The 25027-nt window shown below is 27.1% G+C and carries 13 protein-coding genes; 8 read left to right on the forward strand and 5 right to left on the reverse strand.

The features are described 5' to 3' along the window. Positions 1 to 180 precede the first annotated feature (180 nt). The 8 genes from PWA39_RS02615 to PWA39_RS02650 all read left to right on the forward strand — a co-directional run bounded on the left by PWA39_RS02615 (position 181) and on the right by PWA39_RS02650 (position 9619). On the forward strand, positions 181 to 1083 hold the full coding sequence (locus PWA39_RS02615; protein ID WP_075949683.1) for a hypothetical protein: 903 nt from the start codon (positions 181 to 183) through the stop codon (positions 1081 to 1083). Between the two features lie 283 nt (positions 1084 to 1366). Next, positions 1367 to 2005 carry a hypothetical protein gene (locus tag PWA39_RS02620; RefSeq protein ID WP_274827421.1) on the forward strand — a complete coding sequence of 213 codons (639 nt, stop codon included), beginning with the start codon at positions 1367 to 1369 and terminating at the stop codon, positions 2003 to 2005. Positions 2006 to 2500: 495 nt separating this feature from the next. After that, positions 2501 to 3040: a hypothetical protein gene (locus tag PWA39_RS02625; protein WP_274827422.1), complete on the forward strand. Its 540-nt coding sequence runs from the start codon at positions 2501 to 2503 to the stop codon at positions 3038 to 3040. A 113-nt stretch (positions 3041 to 3153) separates the two neighbouring features. Further along, entirely contained in the window at positions 3154 to 4068 is a 915-nt protein-coding gene (locus PWA39_RS02630) for a hypothetical protein (protein ID WP_069099518.1), read from the forward strand. Positions 4069 to 4352: 284 nt separating this feature from the next. Beyond that, the gene (locus PWA39_RS02635; RefSeq protein WP_069099517.1) at positions 4353 to 5471 is read left to right on the forward strand and encodes an IS256 family transposase; all 1119 of its coding nucleotides are present in this window, start codon (positions 4353 to 4355) and stop codon (positions 5469 to 5471) included. 397 nt (positions 5472 to 5868) lie between these two features. Further along, positions 5869 to 8001: a hypothetical protein gene (locus PWA39_RS02640; RefSeq protein WP_274827423.1), complete on the forward strand. Its 2133-nt coding sequence runs from the start codon at positions 5869 to 5871 to the stop codon at positions 7999 to 8001. A 221-nt stretch (positions 8002 to 8222) separates the two neighbouring features. Next, positions 8223 to 8855 (forward strand): hypothetical protein, encoded by a 633-nt coding sequence (locus PWA39_RS02645; RefSeq protein ID WP_274827424.1) that lies wholly within the window; start codon positions 8223 to 8225, stop codon positions 8853 to 8855. An 8-nt stretch (positions 8856 to 8863) separates the two neighbouring features. After that, a complete protein-coding gene (locus tag PWA39_RS02650; RefSeq protein ID WP_274827425.1) occupies positions 8864 to 9619 on the forward strand; it encodes a DDE-type integrase/transposase/recombinase in 756 nt (251 codons plus the stop codon). A gap of 485 nt (positions 9620 to 10104) precedes the next feature. Here PWA39_RS02650 and PWA39_RS02655 read toward each other — a convergent pair whose 3' ends face one another. From PWA39_RS02655 to PWA39_RS02675, 5 genes are all read right to left on the reverse strand, one after another. After that, complete coding sequence (locus PWA39_RS02655; RefSeq protein ID WP_274827426.1) at positions 10105 to 13089, reverse strand: P110/LppT family adhesin N-terminal domain; 2985 nt, start codon at positions 13087 to 13089, stop codon at positions 10105 to 10107. 22 nt (positions 13090 to 13111) lie between these two features. After that, a complete protein-coding gene (locus tag PWA39_RS02660) occupies positions 13112 to 16009 on the reverse strand; it encodes a P97 family adhesin (protein WP_274827427.1) in 2898 nt (965 codons plus the stop codon). Positions 16010 to 16284: 275 nt separating this feature from the next. Beyond that, entirely contained in the window at positions 16285 to 20040 is a 3756-nt protein-coding gene (locus tag PWA39_RS02665; protein WP_274827428.1) for a hypothetical protein, read from the reverse strand. Between the two features lie 8 nt (positions 20041 to 20048). Continuing rightward, a complete protein-coding gene (locus tag PWA39_RS02670; RefSeq protein WP_274827429.1) occupies positions 20049 to 22298 on the reverse strand; it encodes an SGNH/GDSL hydrolase family protein in 2250 nt (749 codons plus the stop codon). Between the two features lie 1221 nt (positions 22299 to 23519). Then, on the reverse strand, positions 23520 to 24902 hold the full coding sequence (locus PWA39_RS02675; protein WP_069099503.1) for a DUF2130 domain-containing protein: 1383 nt from the start codon (positions 24900 to 24902) through the stop codon (positions 23520 to 23522). Between the last annotated feature and the right edge of the window lie 125 nt (positions 24903 to 25027).

Raw genomic sequence — 25027 nt, forward strand, 5'->3', positions numbered from 1 at the left:
AAAAATTCCAATTTTGCATTTTTCATACAAATTTAGACAAATTTAAACATATATATGATAATATTTAATAAGAAAATCAAAGTAGACGGTAAAAAGTTTACAAGTAGTATTAATTTGATCAGCCTTTTTAATATAATTATAGTATAATTTTATTTAACTACAAATTTAAGGAGGCTTTAAATGCTTAAATTATCCAAATTTAAAATTATCCTTGGAATAACAACCTTTACAACAGTTGCTACTTTACCTTTTTTAATATTAAGTATTAATGAAAAAACTGTCGAAAATCATAAAAATATATCTGACATAACTTTCTCTAAAGCATTAAAATCCGAATCTCTGGAAGTAATTTCAGCTTTAAAACAAAAAAATGCCGAGTCCTTTTCTTCTACTAACGAAAATACTGAAGAACGGATTAAGGATTTTTCAAAATTTGAAAAAGATTTTCAAGATTATATCGATGAAGTTTCACAAAACCCGAATTTGAACTTGGAGAAAATTGCTAAGGAAAAATTACTAAGAGGCGGTGTTACCGCCGATAATATAGAAAAAATATTTGCTTCAAAAAATTCAAAAAATAACAAAATTCAAAATCAAGATTTACTTGTTAAGCCTCAATCCTTTTCTTCTAAGAGCGCTACCAATTTAAAAATGAAAGAATTTGCGGATAAACTTTTGCAAGAACACATTAAGACTGCCGTGCTTGCTGCAGTAAATTACGGTCTTGCAGTGGCTTATGCATTAGCCTGAATATGGCCATCTGTAATACCTAGCACTATTGCAGGCGGGATCTTAACATGGCTTTCAGTTGAATACAAAAACGCTTATAATTCTCTTGTGTATGACAAAAATTGAGATGCTATTAAAGAAATATATTGACCTGACCTTCTTTCCAGAGTATCGTCGTATGTTGGTCTTGGATTGACAGGACGAGAAATATGGAAACAAATGGGTAGATTAAGCGAAGTGCAAGTAGCAGCAACCGCTGCCCTAAAACCGGTAAGATGGGTAAACCCCAAAATTGCAATTGTATTAGCTACAATAGATCTTTTCCAAACAATTATTTCCTTACATAATTCATAAAATGAACTTTTGGTCAAGAGCTGAAAAATTTCTAAATCTTAAAATACCAAGGAAATTTTCAATAATCCCGATTTTATCTAATCTTGTGTATTTTTGACTTTTTTATTATTTAGTTTTTCGGTTGAACCCCAACAAGAAAAGAAGACATTATTTTTTTCTTGTTTTACTTTACTTAATAAGTTACCCTTTTCCTTTTTTTGTAATTGTTTCAGTGCTGAGTTTAAGTCACAATGGTGATTTTTTAAGATTTTTTTATTTGAAAATTTTTAATAAGTATTTTTTAATGCATTTGTTTGAAATAATTACCTACTTAATTTTTTACTTCCCGTATTCATATGTTTGTAGTTTTTTACAAAAAATATTCAGTTTTTATTTAACAAAAAAAGTCAAACAAAAATTAGGCGGGCTAAATCCAGAAAATAAATTCGATTTTTTAACTAACTTTGATTATGATAAATATTATAAATTTACGTGTCAGAGAAAACTTTATGTTCATTATGTTGAACGGCAAAATTGATATAATCCTGATCAAAATGTTGAAAATATTATTAAGTCAATACACACTTATCACTGACAACATGGCTATGTAGCCAGATATTATTCTCATATAATCTTGCAAATTTTTTTGTTTAATTCCGAAAGTTCAGAATTAAAAATTAATCAAAAAAACTGAAAATATTTTTTAATAATCTATTTTATTTTTACAACAATACATTTCATATTTTCATGATACTCTATATGACTATTTTGGGGATATTTTCTTTGAAGCAAGCCAAATACTGAAGATCTTTATAAAGAACTTTTTGAAAGTGGTGTCGTTTTTCTTATAGCATTAATGTTTGCTGGGATGGGGTTTACTTTTATACCTCAACTTTTTTATTATCCAAAGACGTGAGTAACATATCGACTATTTGAAAGTTAAAAATTACTTTAATTGAATTTTAAACACTAAAAAAGGCAAATTATAAATAAATCAATATAGTTTTTAGACTTTTTATATAAATTAGCGCTACATTATTCAAGGAAATTTAAAATGCATTTTTGATCAACAGTTGAAAAATTTCTAAATCTTAAAATACCAAAAAAAATTTCAATAATTCCGATTTTATCTAATCTTGTGTATTTTTGACTTTTTTATTATTTAGTTTTTCGGTTTAACCCCAACAAGCAAAAAAGGCATTATTTTTTTCTTATTTTACTTTACTTGATAAGCTACCCTTTTCCTTTTTTTGTGCTTGTTTCAGTACTGAGTTTAAGTCATAATGGTGATTTTTTAAGATTTTTTTATTTGAAAATTTTTAACAAGTATTTTTTAGTACATTTGTTTGAAATAATTACTTACTTAATTTTTTATTTCCCATATTCATATGTTTGTAGTTTTTTACAAAAAATATTCCGTTTTTATTTAACAAAAAAAGTGAAACAAAAATTAGGTCGACTAAATCCAGAAAATAAATTCGATTTTTTAACTAACTTTGATTATGATAAATATTATAAATTTGCATGTAAAAGAGAGCTTTATTCACGTTACTTTGAACCACTGAATTGATATAATTCTGATCAAAGTGTTGAAAATATTATTAAGTCAATAAAGAATTATGGATGATACCACGAAGGCTATGTAGCCAGATATTATTCTCATATAATGTTGCAAATTTTTTTATTTAATTCTGAAAATTCAGAATTAAAAATCAATCAAAAAAAATGAAAATATTTTTTGATTATCTATTTTATTTTTACAACAGTACATTTCATATTTTCATGATACTCTATATGACTGTTTTTTGGATATGTTACTTGAAGAGAGACAAATACTGAGGATTTTTATAAAGAACTTTTTGAAAGTACTGTTGTTTTTGTTATGCCATTAATGTTTGCTGGGATGGGTTATGTTTTTATTCCTAGACTTTTTTATTACCCAAAGACATGAGCAACATATTGACTATTTGAAAGCTAAAAATTACTTTAATTGAGTTTTAAGCAACTTAAAAAAGGCAAATTATAAGTAAATCAATATAGTTTTTAGACCTTTTATATAAATTAACACTACTTTATTCAAGGAAATTTAAAATGCATTTTTGATCAACAGTTGAAAAATTTCTAAATCTAAAAATTCCAAAAAAATTTTCAAAAATGCCGTTTTTGACTAATGCTTTGTATTTTAGACTTTTTTCTTTTTTAGTTTTTAAATTTAATCCTAATAAGCAAAAAAAGCATTATTTTTTACTTGTACTGCTTTACTTGATAAGTTTTTCGTTACCTTTTTTTGTAGTTATTTTAGCATTAATTTTAAGTCCTAATATTGATTTTTTAAGAGCACCATATCTTAAAATTTTTAATAACTATTTTATTACACTGGTTTTTGAAATAAGCACTTATTTAATTTTTTATATTCCATACACGTATTTTTGTGGCTTTCTGCAAAAAGTATTCCATTTTTATTTAGCCAAAAAAGTAAAACAAAAATTAGGTAGTCTAAACCCGCAAAATAAATTTGATTTTATAACAGACCTTGATTATAATAAATATTATAATTTCGCTGTAGGGCGTGTAACTTACTTTAGATCTGGGGTAAGTAAAACTGATAAAAATGATCCTAACAAAATAATAAAAAATATTCTCGCAACATTTGAAAGTAGAGTTAACATATTTATTCCTGGTAGAATTTTTTCTAGATATTATGCCCAAATAGTTTTGCAAGTTTTTTTATTTAATAGTCAACATCAAACATTAAAAATTGATGAAAAATACTGAAAAGTTTTTCTTTTTATCCATTTTATATACTTTGTCATTGATTATGGTTTACTTTTATTCATATTTTGATTAGGCATTGAATTTTTTAGAGCCACTATAATAGTTGATCTTGAATTTAAAAGATTTTTATTGATTTCTTCTTTTCCCCATATTGTTCAACTTGCTTTTTTAGCAACTGTATATTTTATAAAACCTTTGGGCTATGATGCCATTTTTAAAAGTATGAGCTAATGATTCTGAAAACAAGGCGATAAATCAGCCATTTTTTATTATTTCTAGTTTAGATCCATTTTATCTTTCAAAATAATTCTTGGACAATTCAAAAAAAGTAAAAAAGTAAGCTGGAAACGCTAAAAAAGTTAGAAAAATAACCATAAATAATGTATAATAAATAAATAAATTAATAATCGAATTTTCTCTATAATTATCTGATTTATCGAAAAATTGGGAATATTAAATATTTTGTGTTTTAAGGTAAATCTGTTTTGATAAAATTTATCATAAGGGACTAAAATATGAAAAAAAAGCAAAAACAATTATCCCCATTTGAGTTAGAAATTGAAAAATTTGCTAAAAAATACGTTGATTCTGAAGAATACAAAAAAGAAGATTCTCGCAACAAAATTTCGCATATGTTTGAAGCTTTTATTCAAGAACTATCAAAAGTGGAATTAAACCAACATTTAGACTATGAAAAAAGCAGCCAAAGCAAAAATTTAGGTCATATCGAAGAGCAAGTAATTTCGCTTTTTGCATCAGGGTTACCATATCAAAATATTGCTAACGCAATAAAAATTATCTATGAAAAAGAAGTAAGTATCGCTTGAATTTCCTCAGTTATTGACAAAGTATTACCTGAAATTGAAAAGTGAAAATCGCAAAAAATTGAGAATTTCTATCCAATTTTGTACATCGATGGGATGTTTTTTGATGTTGAAGAAAACGGTGTTTTTGTCAAAAAATCACTTTATCTTATTCTTGCAATTGATTGGCAGGGCTATAAAAAAGCACTAGGATTTTGGATTAAAAATAGCGAATCAGCAAGTAATTGACTTGATATTCTTAGCGAACTAAAAACTCGCGGGCTGGAAGATGTCCTAATAATTCCTAGCGATAATCTAAGCGGAATTAGTCAAGCAATTGAAGCAGTTTTCCCGCAAACAGATATTCAAAAATGTGTTGTTCAGCAAGTTAGAAACTCGCTTTTAAAAGTTTCTTACAAGGACAAAAAAGACTTTGCCTCTGATATGAAAAGTATTTATCAGGCGACTAATCAAGAATCTGCAATGCAAAATCTTAATGAATTTGCGAAAAAATGAGAGCAAAAATATCCTTCAATTATCAAGTCATGGTATGAAAATTTCGCTGAATTAACGACATTTTTTAAATATCCAAATGAATTGAGGCAAGCAATTTATACAACAAATCCAATTAAATCAGTGATTAAATTAATTAGGCAAAATACAGAAACAAATGGCGAAATTCAAAGTGTGGATGACCTTTCAAAAATAACTTATTTAACGCTCCAAAATGCATCTAAAAAATGACAAAAACAAGTAGGAAATTGAGACATAATTAAAAAACAATTAGAAATTTCTTTCCCTAATAGGTTAAATAATTTAAAATTAAATTAGATTTCTATTTGAAAAATCCATAAAAATTTAAAACACAAAATTATGAACACTCATGAAAAAATCTAAATGGTAAAATAGATGATCACAATTAATGGTCTTGAAACATTTCATTTTTTTAATATTAAAAATAAAAAAACATATTTATAATTAAGGAACTTATGGAAAATACCAAAGACATTTTAAGAGAGAGAGAGAGAGAGAGAGAGAGCAAGGTGAACTTGCTCTTCAATTAGAATTTTATAAAACATATCTTCCAAGAGTTGATAAAAATCTTTCAATTGATCAAATCCAAAATAATTATACAGACGGAATTATTAACGGAAATATTCTGGAATTTAAGGTAAAAATTAATAATTTAAATGCCGTTTTATTTCAGACAATAAAATATTTATCAAGAATGAGAATTAAAGGAATTCCGGTTCCTAAGAATATTCTTTTAATTTCATTTAGTACATTTAGTAAAAAACAAGCATATATTTATAATTCCAGCGACTTTTTAGACCACATTGAAAAAGTCTATATCGGTGCTGCAAGCATTAATAATTCTGACTTTCATACAGATAAACAACCAAAAAAATTAAATCTAAATTTGCATGCACATCAAGAAGAATTAATAGCTCTGCTCAAAGAAAAACACTACACAAAAATAAATATCGATGAAAACTGTATAGTGGGATGAGCTAATAAATTTTTTAGCGAAAATCCTGGAAAAACTAAACAAGATTTTATCGGTGATAATACCGGAAAAACTAGAACACTAGGTGAAATTCGTGATCCTAATATTTTTGCTAAATATATAAATCCTTATAAAAAAGATTCAAATGTTCGTTTTGAATACTTAATGGATCAGTTAAATACAAAAATCCAGCAAAAAAATTTAGGAGCCTTTTATACGCCAAAACCCTATGTAATTAAAGCTTATGAATTACTCAGAGCGGCAATTTCTGAGGTTCCTGAAGGAAATGACTATATAATTTTAGATCGCTGTGCTGGCACAGGAAATTTAGAAAAATGACTAACAGACGAAGAATTATCGCATGTTATTGTCTCGACTTACGAGTACTATGAGTATAAAGTTTTAGTTGAACTATTAGGAGATAAAGTAAGACATATCATTCCTCCAATTGAAAATGATAACACTTTTCAGCAAGGTTTTGTAAATGGAGCTAATGCCCTCGGCGAAGAATATATTAAAAATGAAACACTACTGAAATATATTAATAATCCTAAATGTTCAATAATTGTTTTTGAAAATCCGCCTTATGTTGAGCCAACTTCATTAGAACAGCAAAAAATTAAAACAGCAAAAGAATCCCGTGAAAGTTGAAAAAACTATTATGTGGTTCAAAAAATCAAAGAAGAGAGCAAACTCAAACGTAGTGAATTTAATGAACTTGCAAATTATTTTATTTGATCGGCTTTTAAATATTATATTCGACAAAGTGGTGATGCTCTTATTGTCTTTAGTCCAGTAAAATATTTTAAATGACAAAATGCTGTTAGTCGAAAAATTGGTGGTAGGTTTGGTTTTAACAGAAAACATTTTCACGCAGGTCAAGATTTTGTCTCTTGTATTTGGTGAAAATTTGAAAAAGAAGACTTTGTCCAAATCGAAGTTGAGGTATTTGACATTGATACAATAACTGACGAACTTATTTATATTAATAAAGCAAAAATAAAAAAAGTTCATACCTTACTTAGCCAAAGTATTTATAAATACAAAAAATCAGATCCCCAAAAGGTAGACCCAGATTTGGGACTTGCATGTGATTATAACGGACTTTTTACAAAAAAATCAGGAAAAAGTCTAAGAGGAGTGCCGAGAAATTTAGATGATCCAAATTTTATCGGTTATATTCAAACAACAAGTTTTTCACTTCATTTTGCCTCAAGTGCTTTAATACGAGCTAAAGCTTACAATGAAAATGGGTTTTGAATTAACAAAAATAATTTTCTTGTCGGTCTTCTTGCTTTTAGCACCGCTATTTATAAAACAATCGATAATGACTGATCAAAAAATTATCTAGCAAAAACTGGCGATGGCTTTCATCGTTTTTTATCAGATCTCGAGACCCGCACAGAACTAAAACAATTTTTACTTAAAAATTTATTTTTTGTTTCCTTAACAAATTTAAATCATATTCGAAGTCTTGAGGATCCCAGAAATAAAGACAAAATTTATTTAAACGAATTAAGCCTTGATAATTTAGATAAAACACTAACATTAGCTCTAAATACACTAAAAAATTATCAGCGTACTGACGAAGAATTAGAAATTGAAAATTTGTGGTTTAGGATTCTTGACTCGGCAAGCAAAACTAGCAATTATCGGTCTGATTTTAAATATGGCTTATACCAAATTATTGAAGAACTAAACACAAAAACACTAATAGGCAGCACAAAATCAAATAAATATATTTACGATTATCCAGAATTAAACGGAAATATCGAGGCTATCAAACAGAAGCTTAAAAAATATTATCTTGAAGAAATTGCTCCTATTTTATTTGAATATGAATTTTTAAAATAGTTATAGTATAAATTTTTTAGTCACGAGTTTCCCTGTTTGATGGCAAAAATTCATTTTTTAGTGAATATTAATATGCAAAAATACCGGTAAATCCGGTTTTTTACGGTAAAATCTTAATTTTTATTATTTTAAATTTAAGCTTTTACAAAAAAAAAAAAATGCTTGGCCTAAGAAATAAGTTAATATATTAATTTCAGACACATTCAAAAAGGTGTGTTAAAATGAAACAATACAAATTTACAGTTGAAGACAAATTTAAATACATTAAAATTGCCGAATCTAAAGGGCTAAAAAATGCAATTTTGGATTTTGCAGAAGAATTTAGAGAAATTTACAAAAACAAATCTAAAAGTAAAAAAGCGGATAAAGAATGAATGTTGCATATATACGCTAATAATTTGATAAGAAATTGGCAAAAAAAGTTTTATAATAATGATATGAAAAGTTTAATTAGTACTCGTGGAAAAAATCAAATCTCCACGCAAACCAAAAAGAAATATACAATTAACGATCTTTCCGAAAATGATCGTGGAATTTATCAAGAAATAGTGGAGAGGGTTCTTAAAAGATCCGGAATTGACCCCGCAATTATTCTTGAGGAGCTCAAAAAATTAAAACAAGAACAAGAGAAAGATAAAGATAAAGATAAAATCGAAAATTGCACTAGAATTTGTAGCGTTTTTAACGTTAATCGCACTTCTATTTATGAGAAAATAAGGGTGAAAAAACCACCAAAGAAAATGATTTATGATGAAGACTTACTTGAGTGAATTCGTGAAAATTTCTATTTATATCGAAAGGTAAAAGGCCGCGACATCCTATATAATATTTACATAAATCAGGAAATTATGTAAGCACGTATGTGTTTCAAAAACACTACGAATTTTTAGGATTAAAATCAATTGCTTATAAAAAGCAAGGAAAACCGGCACCAAAAGAGAAAAAGTTTACACGAATTTGGACTGAAGATCATATCAAAGGTGAATTTAGCTCAGAAAATTTTGGTGAAAAATGATTTGCTGATATTAAATTTATCAAAATTAACAACGAATGATTTTACCTACACTCAATTATTGAAACAAAATCCAATTACTTGCTCAATTTTTCAATTTCTAAAACAAGATTTTCAGAAGAAACTATAAACTTAGTAAAACAAACAATCAAAAAGTATAATATTAAACCAAAATTTTTCCATTCAGATCATGGCGTGGAATATGCGAACTACAAATTTGCTAATTTTTTAAAACAAAACAATATCCAACAATCAATGTCACCAAAAGGCAATGCCCTTGCAAACAGACCTATTGAATATTTTTATGCAGTTTTTCAATGAGAATTGCTTAATATTGAGGGCGAAAATTTTGAAAATGTAGCTATTGCTTATCAAAAAATAAGTGAATTTATTGATTGGTATAACTATGAAAGGCCTCAAAGTTGCTTATCATATAAAAACTCCAAGCTATTATATGAGGTAAATTATTTGTCCAAATTTTTTAAAATGAACATGCTAGAAAAAATTAACAAAAGTGGTGCAATCAAAATCATAGGTAAAAAACTAATTGTCTGAGATTTTTCTACTTATTTAGCTTGGCCTAAGAAAAAATTATGTTATAATTAGTCTAACTAAGAATGAATTAATAAATTTTGTATTGAATTAAGGGGACTTATTATGTTTTTACCATAAAAAAATCAGAAAATGCGAATTATCCATTATGTTTTTAAATATAATGGAATGCCTTAAATTTACCCGTTTAGAAATCTTAAAATTTAGGGCTTTTGGTTATTGTTCTTTCAAAACTTCATATGTTTTTTAGGCTCGATGTAAGTAAAAACGAGTTTTCTTTTTACATTGAGTTTAAATAGTAGTTGTATTTTTTTTTATGATTTTAGTTATTTAGTCCATAAATTGATTTTTGCTAGTGTTTTAAAATAGTTAATTAGCTTTTGCAAAAAAAGTTAAGAAAGCGCTCAAAACCGGACAATTCTTTAAGATTATCTGATCAAACTGGGAAACTAGGGATTTTTTAGTTTTGACTTAAATTTGATGGTTAATCATAAAAAAACCTCGTAAAAACGAGGATTTTTTATGATTAAAATTTATGATTAGACATATTCAGATCTAAATTTTTCAAAAAGTTTATTATATTCTTCTTCAGTTTGAGGTGTGTCAAATAAAACAAAACCTTTAAAGGTGATTCCAGTTTCAGATCTTGAAATTGGTAGTTTTTCTAATTGTTCGTCAATTTGTTTTTGAAATTGTGATTTAGCGGTTCCAAAAGTAAAGCCTTTTTTAAAATTTAATTTTGCACCTTCTGGTATTTCGCGACTTCAGGTAAATCTCGGTTTTTTAGCATCATCAGATTCACTAGAATAAAAGTTAATATTCATAACTAATTTATTGTCAGCTTTTTTTCGAACATCCACACCTAAAATAATAGTGGCAGCGGGATTGTTAAGAAAATCATGAGAATCTGAGAGAGGATTTTTTGGTTGGATTCACACCCCAGTCTCCGGATATTTTCCTTGCTGATATCAATCCTGTTTAGTTAGGTCAACCACAATAACTACACCATCATATGTTATTTGAAACCCATCTGTTTTGTACCGATCAAAACCTTTAGTCGGTGAGGCAAAATCAGCGCCTATTTTAAAAACGCCCTGGGAGTTTCATACCTGTTCAATGAGTAAGTTAAAATCTTTTTCTTCTTCACCTGTTTTTAGTAAAAAATATTGGAGTGCATTCATCTTAGGTAATTTACTTGGTTTAAAAGCGTAAAAGAAGGAAGTGCCGTCTTCTAATTTTAGACCAGTGTCACTGTTTAAATCATTCTCCAAAGAAATCCCGCCTTCTGCTAGATAAATACCTCGTTCTTGTTCATCAACATAAACTTTTTCTTTTGATATTTTTGAAGGAGCCGAATTTACCTTAAACCTAAAATTTGGATTATTAATAGCTGAAATTGATTTTACAACTTGTTGTTTTTGACCATTTAAAGATTGTTCTTCTGTTTCAACATTAGTTTTTCAATCTAAAAATAAGTGAGTTTTTACGCTATCAGAAAAAGATTTATAAAGTTTATTTTCTTTATTTACATTATCGACTTCAACTGTTAAATTTCTTTCAATTCCGTTAGGAGTTTTAATTTTAAGATTAATTTGATAGGTCTCATCTTTATGATTTGCAGAAATAGAGACAGAAGTGCCTTCAGGAAAATCGGATTTTTCAAGGTTTTCAAAAAGTTTTCTTAGATAATCGCCTAATAAGGATTGTTGACTTGGGGAAGTAGTTGTATCTGGATTTGGGGCTGAAGGAGTTGGAGCTGGAGGAGTTGGCTCTGAACTTGGAACAGAAGATATTCCTGGGCTTGGCGAAGGAGCTGAATCTGAACTTGAAGAAGAACTTGTATCAGTTGCTTCTTGGAATAAGGTCGCTAAAGCGCTAACATTTGCAGGAACAGCCATAGAAGCTTCTGAACTTTCAGTGATTTGTTCAGTAGCCTGATCAGTGGTCTGACCAGGATTTGGAGTTATTTGAGTCTGATTAACTTTATTACTTTTTGTTGCAAAAAAATTAAGAGCCTCGAAAAAAGGGGCTAATTGGGTTGTTATATTTTTTATATCATAAGGCTTATTTAAGAAAGGTTGGATTTTATCATCAATTGTTGAAGCAAAAACCGTAATTGGTAAATCTTTCTTGATTTCAAAGCTTAAATTGTCAATATTTTCTGATCCTTGCTTGTCAAAACTCTCAATTGCGTTTGCAAAATGTGCACCATAAATTTCTTTGTTTGCATCAAATTCTAGTTCAAAATTGAAGGTATAAGTATTATCTTCACCAAGTTTTAGACCTAAAGGAAGTAAGGTTCCATCACTAAAATTACCTTCAATATTTAGTCCAACATTGACAATATTAGAATTTTTAGTATTATTTTTGTTTTCTTTTACTGAAAAAGTGACACTTTTTGGGCTAAAATTAGGGATTAAATCTTTAATTTCTTCTAGAAATATTTTATTCTCATTTTCAGTTTCAGTTGAACTTGCATTCGAAGTAAATCAAGAACTAAACTGCTCAAGATTTAAACTTTGAGGATTTTGAGCAAAATATTCTGACACACTAAGATTGTTTTGTGCTAAATGTTTAGAAATTGCTGAGTTAAATTTATAATTTTTCTTAAAAATTTTTAAAAGTTCAGAAGATTTTTTTTGATCAGTCTTTTTAGGTACATCAACAAAATTAAGTGTTAATTTGCTACTTTTCTGTGTTTTTTTATCAACTAAACTTAACGCTAAATCAATTTTATTATTAACATCATCAATGTTTGTGAACATTAATTTTTCATCTTGTAAATCAGGTTTTATTTCAAAATTGGAAGGAAAAACAAAAACCGGTTCAGAATTTATACTAAAGGAAATTCCACCAAATTTAGAAAATGTTGCAAAAAGTGCTGAACTTGAATTTTTTGTTTTTTCAAAATTTTCCTTAAATTCATTATAAAACAAAATAGCAATTTCAGTTGCGGTTTTTCCTTCTAAAAAATCTTGATTTAAAAGACTAATTGATGCGCTTAAATTTTGGGCTGAAAAATTCAAGGCTTTATCTTGATCTGAAAAATCTAAATCAAAACTTGCAGTATAATTTATACTTTTGCTAGAATTTGAAATATTAACAGCAAGGTTTTTTATTTTATTTGACTCAATTTTTACTTCAGATTGACTTCTTGGAATAACCAACCTGAAATTTAGGTCTGGATATTTTTGACTAATTTGACTAAAGTCAATTGCATTATTTAAGTCAAAATTATATGCTTTATCAAAATGCAAATTTAGTGCATCAGATGCACTTAATTTTTTAGCAAATTTTGACTTTAGTTTTAAATTAGCAACTAAGCTGTCAAATTCGGTTGTGTTAAATTCGGAATTAACATTTAGATTTGTAGCATTAGCTAATTTGTCATCAAATTGCGATAATTTTGAATTATAATTTTTTGACTGTAAGGAGACTAAATACGGAACACTGGCAGAAATACTAACGACCGCACTGACTCCTATAATTGCAAAAATTATATGATTTAATTTAAGCTTCTTCATAATAATTTCCTTTAAAATCTTATTATTTTAATAATAGAGAAGTTGTATGCTGCATGATAATAACGCGGATAGGTTGACTTGAGAAATTTTGAGGATTTTTTTTATCATAAAGATATAAAAATAAATTATATTGAACTTGGTTTCCTAGGTTAGTAATTTTCTCAAATACACCGCTAATTTCACCGTCGGTAGTAGTTTGCATTGTTGTTGCATCTGCTGCGCCTTGTGTTTGATTTTGTTTTGCTTTTATTGCATAGCCTAAATCTAAATCTTTGTGTTCAAAGGTTAAATAACTAGTAAAAGGTAGTTTTTCTACTTCTTTATCAACAGATACTGGTTCGTTTTCCTTTGATTTTGAGGTGGCAACTTTAATTTGGTTTTTAAAATCCTCAAGATCTTGTTTATTTAAGAAAACTATATGTGAATTTGGTGAAAAAGTTGAGGCAATTTCATCTAATTTATCAACCTCATCACTTAAAAGTTTGTTATCAGGATTGATTTTTAGTTCAATTTCTGATTTTTTTGTTTGATAAATAACGCTAGCTAGATCACCGTTTTTATCAACTGGACCGATATTATATCAATATTTTATTTTTAAATTTTCGTCTTTTGGTTTTTCTAAAGCATCAACATTTGTTAAATTAGGTTCCAGGCTAAATTGAATTTTGTAATTAAAATCCTTACCAAAATTACCAGTAAAAAGTTTTTGACTCTTTTGTTTTGAATAAGCTAATGAATAAAAAGCTGCAAGAAAATCAGTTAGATTTTCAATATTATTTTTACCTTCTGTGCTTGAAAAATTAGGTTGAGTGATTTGATTTGATTGTAATTGTAATTCGATCTGTTTTATAAAATATTCAGGACTAAAAGATGAATTTGTTTTCATCAAATTAAGAGTATTTTTAAGCTCATCACTGATATAAAAACCATTTTGAAGAGGTTTGTTTAAATCTAAAAAGCCATAGTTAAATGAAAAAAGTCAAACTTTTAGCTCACCTTCTTCATCAATTTGACCGCGTGGTTGTTTTGTAGGCTTAATTGTAATTCCACTTAATTTTTTAAATAATTCATTACTATTAGAATCTTCTGGTCAGTTTGTTTTAGAATCTATTAATCCAAAATGTTTAAGATAATCAAACCAATATTTTGCAACAAAACTAACATCTTGTTTTGATAAAAATGACAAAAATTGTGAAATTTTCTCGTCACTATTAAAATAATTAGAATAAATTGATGTTATACCTTTTGAGGCGGCATCATCAACATTTGAATTTTTAATTAAGTCTTCAACAGTTGGTAAATTATAACTGTCAACCATTGATTTTAGTTGAGTTTCGTCAAATCTAAAACCATAATAACGAGAATTTTGAAGAACTTTTTTTAATTTATCGAAATTATTTGTCTGAATTAGTGCCAATAATTCCTCTTTTGGAATTCCTATTGGATTTGTTGGCGCTTGGGTTTTTGGTTCAATAACCAAACCGCTTTTGTCAACTAAAGCTGCAAAATCAGGATCATTTTGAGCTAATATTTCAAAATTTTTAATACTTTGAGAAAATTTTTTTGTAGCGACAATTTTATCATTTCTTTTATCTTTTATAACAATATCACCATTAATTTGGGCAACAACATTGTTATCTTTAAAATCTAGATTAACTTGATCAGTGTCTAGTTTTATTTGAAGATCTAAAAATTTTGAAATTTGGTTAAAATTTAAATTTGCTAGATTGTTTTGGAATCTAATTTTTGATATTAGTGGTGTTTTTACAATTTTTCCAATAAGTGAATTAAGAAAATCGGCACGTTTTTCTTTGGTTGCAAAAATTTCATTATTATAATAATTTAGAAAATCTCATCCTGTAACTAAAGTTGAATTATTTTGACTAAAATTATTTATTGCAAAATAATCACTGTCAGAAAATTCACTTAAAACAATATCATCACTAATTGACTTATCAAGGAAAGAATTACTTAAATTGAGTTGAGTAGTAAGGAAAAATTTGGAATCTTTGTTAAAATCAGCGGCAATTTCCTTTGAAAAATCAGAAGAAAACTGGGCAACAAAGGTCAATTTATAAATCCCAGGCGCTGCTGTTTTTACTAAATATCGATCAGTTATAATTTGATCTTTTACCAAATTTATATCATAGCGAGGTTTTTGAATACCACTGTCAGACTCAAAGTAAAAGCTTTTATTACTAAAAATTTGTGAAATTGTCTCATCAAGGTTGAAATATTTGCTAATAATTTCTCTAGCTTCAGTGTCGTTTTTTGCGCTATTAACTTCTTTTTGAAAATCTTCAACTGAAATTAACTTTGTTAATTCTTTTTTAAATGAAAAATTAACCTCACTATTTGTGTAAGGTCTTAATTTCTTGAGCTTTTCTTCTGAATAAGTTGAAAAATTAGAAAGTGAATAATCTGGAACAAAATTATAGGCAACTTTTTGTTTAAATAAGTCAGAAGTTGCTGTTTTACCATCGGCTAATTTTTGTGAAACTCGCCAAAAAACCTCAAATGTTTGCTCATTATCATCAGGTTTGATATCAAAAATTTCTAGTTTGAAAGGTTTTCAATTATGATCGGTTGAAAAATTAACGGGAATGCTAGAGTTATTTGTCTGGTAAAAATCAAAAAAATCTGTTAAATCAATGTCAGTTTTTTTGGTATTATCGTCGTTCAAAAGTTTCTTTTTTAGATCTAAATAGTCTGAATTAGCATTTAAATATTTATCCTTTATACTAATGAAAGAAATTGATTTTGCTTGGTTTTGCACATCAATTCGCGGGTTTTTTAGTTCTAAATTTGCAAAAACAACTAGCGGAACGGCAATAATCGCTCCACCAGCAAGAGTGCTTAGACCTAAAAGAAAAATATTTTTTTTAGTTAGTAATTTTTTAGTGATTGTACTTTTCGTCACCTTTCCTCCTATGTATTCTATAAAAAATTTTAACAAAAAAAAAAAAAAAAAGAAAGGAATTCCTTAAATAAGTAAATAAAGAAACTTTTTTATAATAAAATTTTTTTAAATTTTTAAAATAATTACTTTTATCATAGGAAGAATTTATGAGTCGAGTGCTTAAAAGTTGCAAAACACTAGCTAGCAAAATCTTGATTAATTAAGAATCAATTCATCCAAATTAACTAAAAGATGAATTATTTATTGCCTAAAATTAACTATAAATCAAACAAAATTTATCTTGGTTTAGTTGGATTTTCATAATTTTCAGGATAAGTTCCATCATGAATTTGTTGTAAAACTTGGTCTCTTAATTTAGGTTGCCCGGTATCATGAGAAAATCGATTACCTTCTAAATTATAATAAATCATTGTTAGCATATCATTTAATTTTACATCGGAAGATTTATATCAAGTTGTTCCTCACCAACTTGTGGATTTGGCAGGATTACCTATTATTTTGTCGATGAAAGTTTTATAATCATCATCTTTTGTATTGTTTTTATCAGATTGTTCGCCACTTTGTAACGATGCACGGATTACTTCAGATGCAGTATAGGAAGACAAAAGACCACCGTAAAATGCTGAAGATCGAATTCAAGATCATTGCTGAGAAATTCTTGATTCATATGTGTAAAAAAGAAGAATTAACACTAATCTATAAAGAAATCTTCCTTTTGGAGTGTTCTTAAAGTTATCAATTGATATTTTTGCCTTTGTTTTTTCAGAATACCATATTTTGTGAAATAACTTTGAAATTGCGTCTAATTGAGAATCTTTTCCACCAGATTCACCATTTCCACTAGATCCACCATTTCCACTAGATCCAAAAACTTCCTTCAATGAAATTCCGGTGTATTTTATGTTATTTAATTCATTGAGAATTGGAGAGTTGCTATCTTTATTTGCGGAATTTCATTTTGGTGAGGTGAGGAAAAGTGTATCAAAAAATTCGGCAAACAACTGTGTCGATATTTTTCGTCCTTTTGGTGTTTTTATTGATAAATTTGTCTCATTTATCAAGTTTTGTGTTTCTGTTTGCGAGGTTGGTTGAGTAGAATCGCCAATTTTTGGTTCAATTTTGACAACTAAATCAAGATTGAGAACTTTTGAAAGGTCTAATTTATTAAACAAGGTTTCAAAAAAACTTTTTGCTTGTTGGCTAGTGTCTGAATTTTTAATTGAATCAACAATTTGATCCAAAATGCCAGAAATAAGCGGATTTTCAAGACCTAGGCCAATAAATTCTGTTAAAAATTTTTTTAGTATGTCTCTTGGATTTTCAATTTTAGAACTATAATCCTTATTATCATCTAAATTTAGCTTTAAATATGAAGCAATTACGTCAATCACTAAATCAGAAAATTTGTCATTTTTTACTAAAAAATGCACCGCGTATCATAAATATGATTTTAAAAATTCACTATTATTTTGTACTTCAGATTGGTCCTGACTTTGGTTGTTTTGGGTTGATGGTTTATCATTTAGAAAATTAGCCAAAAGAGAAGAAAAAGTTTTTACATCTTTAAAAATCATTTGATTTTTATTTATATAGTTCAAAAGTCTAAAAATTAAAACTTTATTTGCAGAATTTGGTAAAAATTGCAATAACAATTCTTTGAGTAATGGCTCAATTTCCTGTCTTTTTGCTTCTGACAAATTGGCAAACAGTGAAAAACTACTTACATCACCAATAGCTAAGGAATTAATTTTTTCTTTAAAAAACTTAGATTGAAAAATTTTAGTTATAACTTTTCAAAGATCATTTTTATCAGACTCTTGAATTTTATTATAAACTGATGCAACTTGTTTAATAAGTTCAACAATAAATTCTTCTTTTGCAATTTCAGATTCTAAAAGCAAATTTAAATCTGAAACTGAAAAATCACCGCTAGTGAACTTGCCTAAAATTGAAATAAACTTTGTAAGTAATGCATTTTCTTTTGTATAATTTGCCTCGGAATTGAGCGAGGTTATTTCACTAGAAGTTGGTGATACTGAAGAATTTTGGGATTCATCAGTGCTGCTAGTATCATTAAAAAGTTGAGTATTTGCTAGTGGTTCGGAAAAATCCTGACTTACATTAACAGTGGCGGCTTCTGGAATGAAAAGTTCCTTTGGATCACTTTCATTTTTGTAAAAATTATCAATATTGTTCTGTATTATTTCTTTAACTAATTTAAAAAGTGGCTGAAATTCAGTTTTTTCGAATTGAGTTTCAAATATTTTTCCCGCTAGTTTTCCAAAATTATCAATTAAAGTCTCATTTTTTTCGTCTAATTTAACAATAAAATCACCAATAATTTTATTAAAATATTGTTTTTCAAATAATGTTTTAATTAATGAAAAATTATCTAATGGTTTTTGGATTTGTGCTTTTGCTACTATTTTAAAGTAGGAATTAAACAAATCTTTTATTTCATCCGATTTTAAAAATCAATCAAAAATTGGAAGAATATTGTCAAGATAGTATGACGGAACATTTTTTAGACCTGCACGAATTTGTTCAGAAATTGGATCGCTACTAATAATTTCAGAAATCAAAGTTGAAATACTATCTTGTGAAATTTTTCCTTGATTTTCTTTATTATCTAAAGTATTTGTTTGGTCTGTTGAATAATAATTATTCGCAATATCCACACTAAAACTGTCAAATAAAGTCTCAATAACTGATTTTTTAGGGGTAGAATTACCTGAAATTGCATCAAATATGATTGAAATTAATGCTTTTATTATTAGTGTGGAACGAGTTTTTGTTTGATCATTAAAATCTAAAGTTGAATCTCTTAATTTTGAAAAAATATCACGAACTAAATCCAAAATTGTCTGAACTGATTTTTCTGACAATTTTAAGTTATATTCTTGCAAAATTATTTTTAAAAATTCAGAAATTGAATTTCAAGTTGAAGAGTCTCCTAAAAAAAGTCCAAAAACTTCCTCAATTAGTGGGGTGTTTTCTTTGAGAAAATTTTCAACTAGTGAATTAAAGTTTGGGTGTGAGTCAAATTTCTTTTGGTCAAAAAAATACTTAATAAGTTCTGAAAGTAATTTCTCAACTTCCTTTGATTCAAAAAAGTTTGTTAAAATGCTTAAAAGTGAATTTTTGATTTTAGGCTTGCTAAAAAAACTATTTTGGTTTAATTTTTCAAGAAGTTGTTTGTGTAAAAATGATTGTCCAAAAAGATTTTTGAAAAATAAAACTAAATTATCATCTGAGATTTTATTTTTAAAATCAAGACTTGCAAGATTTTTTAAAAGTTTGTAAATTGTTTCTTGACTAAAAAAATTATTTAAAAAGTATGATGAAAAATTTTGAAAGGATAATGTTTCATCAAGTGAAGCCATTTTGTGAGAATATTGTGCAATTTCAACTGCTTTTTGTTGTTTTTCAGCTTCTTCAAAACGCAATTTTACTGAATTATATTCGTCAAAATTTTCCTTAGTAAAAGCTTTAAAATTTTCTAAAGCGGCCTTTACAAAGGTAAAAATTAAATTATCAGTTGGGCTTGTTTGGTCTTCTTTTCAAAGTAGATATTTATCTCGAAAATCTTGGAAAATTAGTTTAATTATTGATGTAAAAGTCTCGATTGATTTTTCATTTAATCCTTGTGAACTTAATGAATTTGAAATTAAACTAGTAAGATTGGTTAAAAAATCCCCGTTTTCTACATTTCTAGCGATAAATTCGTAGATATTTTCCTCAAGTTTTGGCAAATTATTAGCTAAAAACTGAAAACCAAAACGATTTAAGCTGTCAATTTGCTGATATGTGCTTTTATTTACTAAAAAATCGTTAATTGCTTGATTTACAATGTCAGCAAGTGGTTTAAATGAATTTGAAGCCAAAAAATCTTTAGCTGAGTCAAAAAAGAATGAAAAACTAGCATAATTAGGGTCTGAATCATCAATAAAATTAGTTATGTCAAATTTTGTTAAAATTGGGTAGAATTTATTGAGTAATTTTTTTAGTGAATCAATTTGGTTTTGGCTCAAATCAAAACTTAGAAGTTCGTGAAATAAATCAAGTAAATTTTTGGAATCTTTAAAAAAGATGAATAATTTGTGTAAATTTGCTCTGAAAAAATTGAAGCAATATTTTCAGCAATATCAGTAGTTTTGATTCCTTTAATTACACCTAAGAAATTTTTGGCTGATTGATCATTTAATTTAGCCCAAACATTAGTGCGAACAACAACATCGGCAATTGAAACTAAAAGATTAACAATCGCACTCTGATCTGCCTCGTTCAAATTAAACTCAAAATTATCGTTAATAATCGATACTAATAATTTAACAGATTCATGATGTTTTAGTGTTTCAGAGATAAAATTTCGAATAAAAATGACATTATCATTGTCATTATCAGGATTTTCTAAATAAGTTCGAATTATTTCGTGAAAATTCTGTGAATTCTTATATTCACTTGAGCGAAGATGGTAGTCAGTAATTATTTTAGAAAATAATTTTCTTATTGAGTCAAAAGTAAAGACAACTTTTAAGTCTTCTTTATTTTTAAGGTCGATTTTGATAATGTTATTTATTAGCAAATCTTGGATTATTGTTTGGCCAAAAATGGATGAAAAAATTAATTCTTTAATTTTTTCAGGATTTTTATCTGCAAATTCAGAAGTTACAACAGTATTTAAAACATCAATTATTTGTTTTTCGTCAAAATCAGCAAAAATATAATTAACAAGGCCAGAAATTGTTGCTTTTTCTCAATTTTTGTTATTAGTTACATCTTGAACATAAGTCTGAAAACGGTTGATAATTTTGCTAAAAAATCCACTTGAGTAAATTTTTTGCAAAATTTCGGAGAAAGAAGCCCCTGAATTTTGGTTTTGTTGTCAAAAATCAGTCAAAACTTTTTGTACGCTTGAATTATTTTGAACAGCTAACTGAACAAAACGGCTTAAAAACGCACCAAAATTATTATTTAGTATAACGTTTATAAAATTTTCTATCGGTGATTTTGTTGCTTTTTTAACATTTTTAGTTGTTAATTCTTCAATTTCAGAATTTTCTGAAATAAATTTTTCAGGTGAATTGTCAACTGTTAAAGCCTTCAAAATTTTTGAATTTTGACCTAAATTTAGAATTCGACGGTAATAATTAGCGTCTTTTTGGACATAATTTTCGTCTCAGTTTAATTTAGTATTGGCTTCGTTTTTGAATTCTAGGTTTTGTTCAAAAGCTAATTTAAACAATAAATCCTGGGCCATTTTTTTATAACCCTTAGTTGATGGGTGAATATCTAAGTCATTTGTACTAAATTCAGAACTTTTTTCTTGTCAAATTGATTCGTTGTATAAATCAACATAGTTTACTTTTTGGGTTTTTGCGGCTTTTTTGATTGTTGAATTCAAACGTTTTATTACTGAATCAGCATAATTTTCTGGAACGCCAATTTCGTTTGTGAGCATTTTTTCAAAAAATTTAATAATTTTTGAAGACAAAGAATTATAGCCAACTAAAACTATTTGTAAATCAGGATTGATTTCTCGCAAACGATGAATTAGTAATTGTAAATTTCTGTAAATTTTTTGGTTTGCAATTTCAATGTTTTGGGTAAATTCAAAACTTGCTTCACCTTTTGAAGCAAGTTTTTGCATCGGCTTAGCAATCGTGCGAAAATCAATGGATTCCATTAAATCATTTGCACCTAATGAAAGAGTTAGCAAATTAGAATTTTTAATTTTTTGATATAGTTTTGGGTAGCTATTTAAATTAAAATCACCAAAAACGTCACGAATTTGCTGACCATATGGTGAGTCTAATTTTTTGTCTAAATGATAATTAAAATTAAAATGCGTCTTATCAGAATTTTTATAGAATTGATTTTCAGGATTAAGTAAATAAAGTCAATCGCTAATTGTTGTTCAAGACAAAGCCAAATTATCAAAGGATTTAAGTGCATTTGGTTTTATTTTTTGAATAAAACTAGCAAAAAAAGCAGGATATGATAGACCATTAATTTTGTTATTTTCATCAATTTTTCCGCGGAGGTCAACAGAATAATCCCAATTAAAACCAGCAGAAATTGAATCACCTATTGATAAATAGTTGATTTGATCTAAAAGTTTTTCAGTTTGCTGGTCTGAATGGGTTATTGGTACATTAAAGTGCTCGGTTTTATCGCGATTTTTTATTCCAATCAAAGTAATTCCAGAAATGGCCAGAGATAAAGTACCAAAACTTAAAAATATTTTGAATGCCTTAGTAAAATCAGGTTTGGAGATATTTTTTTTCATCATTTTACCCCGCTTCTTTTTGTTATTCCAGATTTTTTTAATACAAATCAATTAGATTGGTCCAATTAGATAAGGAGCAAACTAGAAAAATTAAATTAAATTATACACTAAATTGACATAAAAAATCAGATAATTATCTTTTTTCTATATTTTATTTTAAATTGGCTTGTTATTTTTTTATAATTTGTTAATTTTTTTCAGAAAGATGCTTATTGTGTATTTGTTTTTTTGGTTACACGGAGATTTATTTTTGGCCGGGTACTTGTCAAATTTTTTGCCCATTTTACAAAGCTTTTTTGTCAATTTCTTATTAAATTATTGTCATATACATGTCTAAATTTGTCTGAAAAATGCAAAATTCGGATTTTTAACCTTTAAATTCAGCAATTTTGATGTATTTAGTTTTTTTAACCCTTGATTTTTATTGTTTATTTTGGCACACCGTTTTGATTGTGTCAAACATTAATATACTAATTCATCAAATATTTTAAATTATTTTTTTGATATGAAAAAACTCCGCGGCTAACGGAGTTTTTTCATATGGTGGAGGTGCGGGGATTCGAACCCCGATCCAATTAAAATAATTTAGTGGAGTCGACAGTTTAAACTAAAAAATCTAATTATAAAGGTATAAAAATATAATAATTTATAAAAAAGAATAAGAATTAAAGAATATATTAATAAAAAGAATAAGAATTAAGAATAAGAATTAAAGAATAAGAATTAAAGAATAAGAATTAATAAATCAAAGGAGTTAAATAGTCCTGTATTTTAAAATGTATTTGAAAACCAAAAACAAATATTTACTAATTATTTTAGTATTTACAGGGAAAACTTAATATATTGAATTAAGGAAGATATATTATGTTATTTATATTATTGAAATAAAAAACTGATAGGTTTTATTATGAATTAAAGTGTTGCAAAATTTAATTGGGTATTCATCATTGCGAAATTAAATGTTGCATCGTCTTTAGCTTTAATTGAATCTTTTGCGTTTAGATTTACATGGTATTATGGTCTACCAAACCACTGCATCCAAAAAATTTTTTTAATTGTCAAAACCAGAGTCACCCCCATTTATGTTATAGCTATTTCAAGGTATTTATAGAAATAGCTATAACACATTATAACATATTTTTTAATTGCTATATAAAAAAAAAAAAAAAAATATTTTAACTACATGGATTCAAAATTGGTACTAACTAATAGGTTTTTAAATTATAAATTGGGGTTATTTTTATTAATTTTGTCAATTTTTTCGGTTATTTTAGTAATTTTAAATGCATCAATTTTTTGTGTTAAGTTATTTAAATAGTCATTGACAATTTTATTAAGGTTCTCTTGAATTTCGCCAGCATCTTTGATAATTCTTTCTGCTAATGATCTACTTCTTTCTGCTTTAGTGTTAATTTTATTTATTGATGCTTTTAGTGTTTTTTCTTTTCATTCATCAAACTTTTGAATGATTTTACTTGTTTCTTCAAGACTTTGGCTTTGAATCTCTAATTTATTTTCTTTTAGAATTATTGATTTTAAAAGCATTAAAAGTGCTAAATAAAAATGTGGGCGGCAAATGAAAATTTTTTCATAATTAGGGGCAACATCAATTGTGAAGTATTTCTCAGGCTCGAGTTCTGTTACTAAAATTGCATAGCTAGCTTTTTTCTTTATACGGTCTGCCTCAATTTTTTTGAAAAAATCTTTGTTTTTTTGTTTTCCAGATTTTTCTTTTGATTCAGATTTTGCTTCTAAAATGATTTTTGTTTCAACATTGCGACTTTGATCATTAATTGTAAAAATAAAGTCGGATTTTGTTGCTTTTTCTCCTGGTTCATCCTTAATATTTACGGTATCTTTTTTTAGTTCAACAACAACTGAATCATTGTCGTCTTTACCAAAAGGGAAAACATCTCTGTACCTTTCTAAAATTCAGTTTTCAAGATTTTCTCCTATTTGTTTTGAACTAATATTTTTGTATTTATATTTATTTAATTCCTCTTCTAGGTCATTTATTTTGGTATCTTTTTCGTTAAGGGAATGTTCAAATCCTGCTTTTACATCAGCGGTTGTTTTTTCACGCACTTCAGCTATTTGTTCTAGCCATTTTTTCTCAGTATCTTGCTTAAATTGTTCGTATTCTTTAGATTGAACAGATAAAAATTTCGCCTCTTTTTCTTTAATAGCACTATTAATAGTGCTATCTTGGTATTTTTCCATACCATCAATTTTTTCTAGCAGTTGATCAATTTTTCCTTGCATTTCAGCAATTGTAATATCTTTTTGACCAATTTCTTCCGAATGTTTTAAACTTAAATCCGATTTTACCTTATCATTTTGGGATTTTCATTTTTCAATTTCCGCATTAAGTTTAGAATTTTCATCTTTTATTTTTTTAATTTCAGGATCATTTGCATAAATATCGTTGCGAATTTGTTTAGTATATTCGCTTAATTTCTTTTTTGTTTGATCTTCTATATAATTTTGTACTTCACTTACAAGGGAAAATCAATCACCTTTTTTGGCATCCTCTAGAAGTTGGTATGTTAGTGTTTCTTTATTAATTAATTTGACTTTTATTTCATTGTTTTTCTTTACTTCCATAACAAAATAATTTTAACACATATTTAAAAATAGGCAAATTTTACAAATTGAATAAAAAAATTAAAAATGTGGTATAATTAAATTTTAGTTAATTTAAGAACACCTTAAATTAAAACAGTCAAACT

The sequence above is a fragment of the Mesomycoplasma ovipneumoniae ATCC 29419 genome (assembly GCF_028885435.1).
Taxonomy (GTDB): domain Bacteria; phylum Bacillota_I; class Bacilli_A; order Mycoplasmatales; family Metamycoplasmataceae; genus Mesomycoplasma; species Mesomycoplasma ovipneumoniae.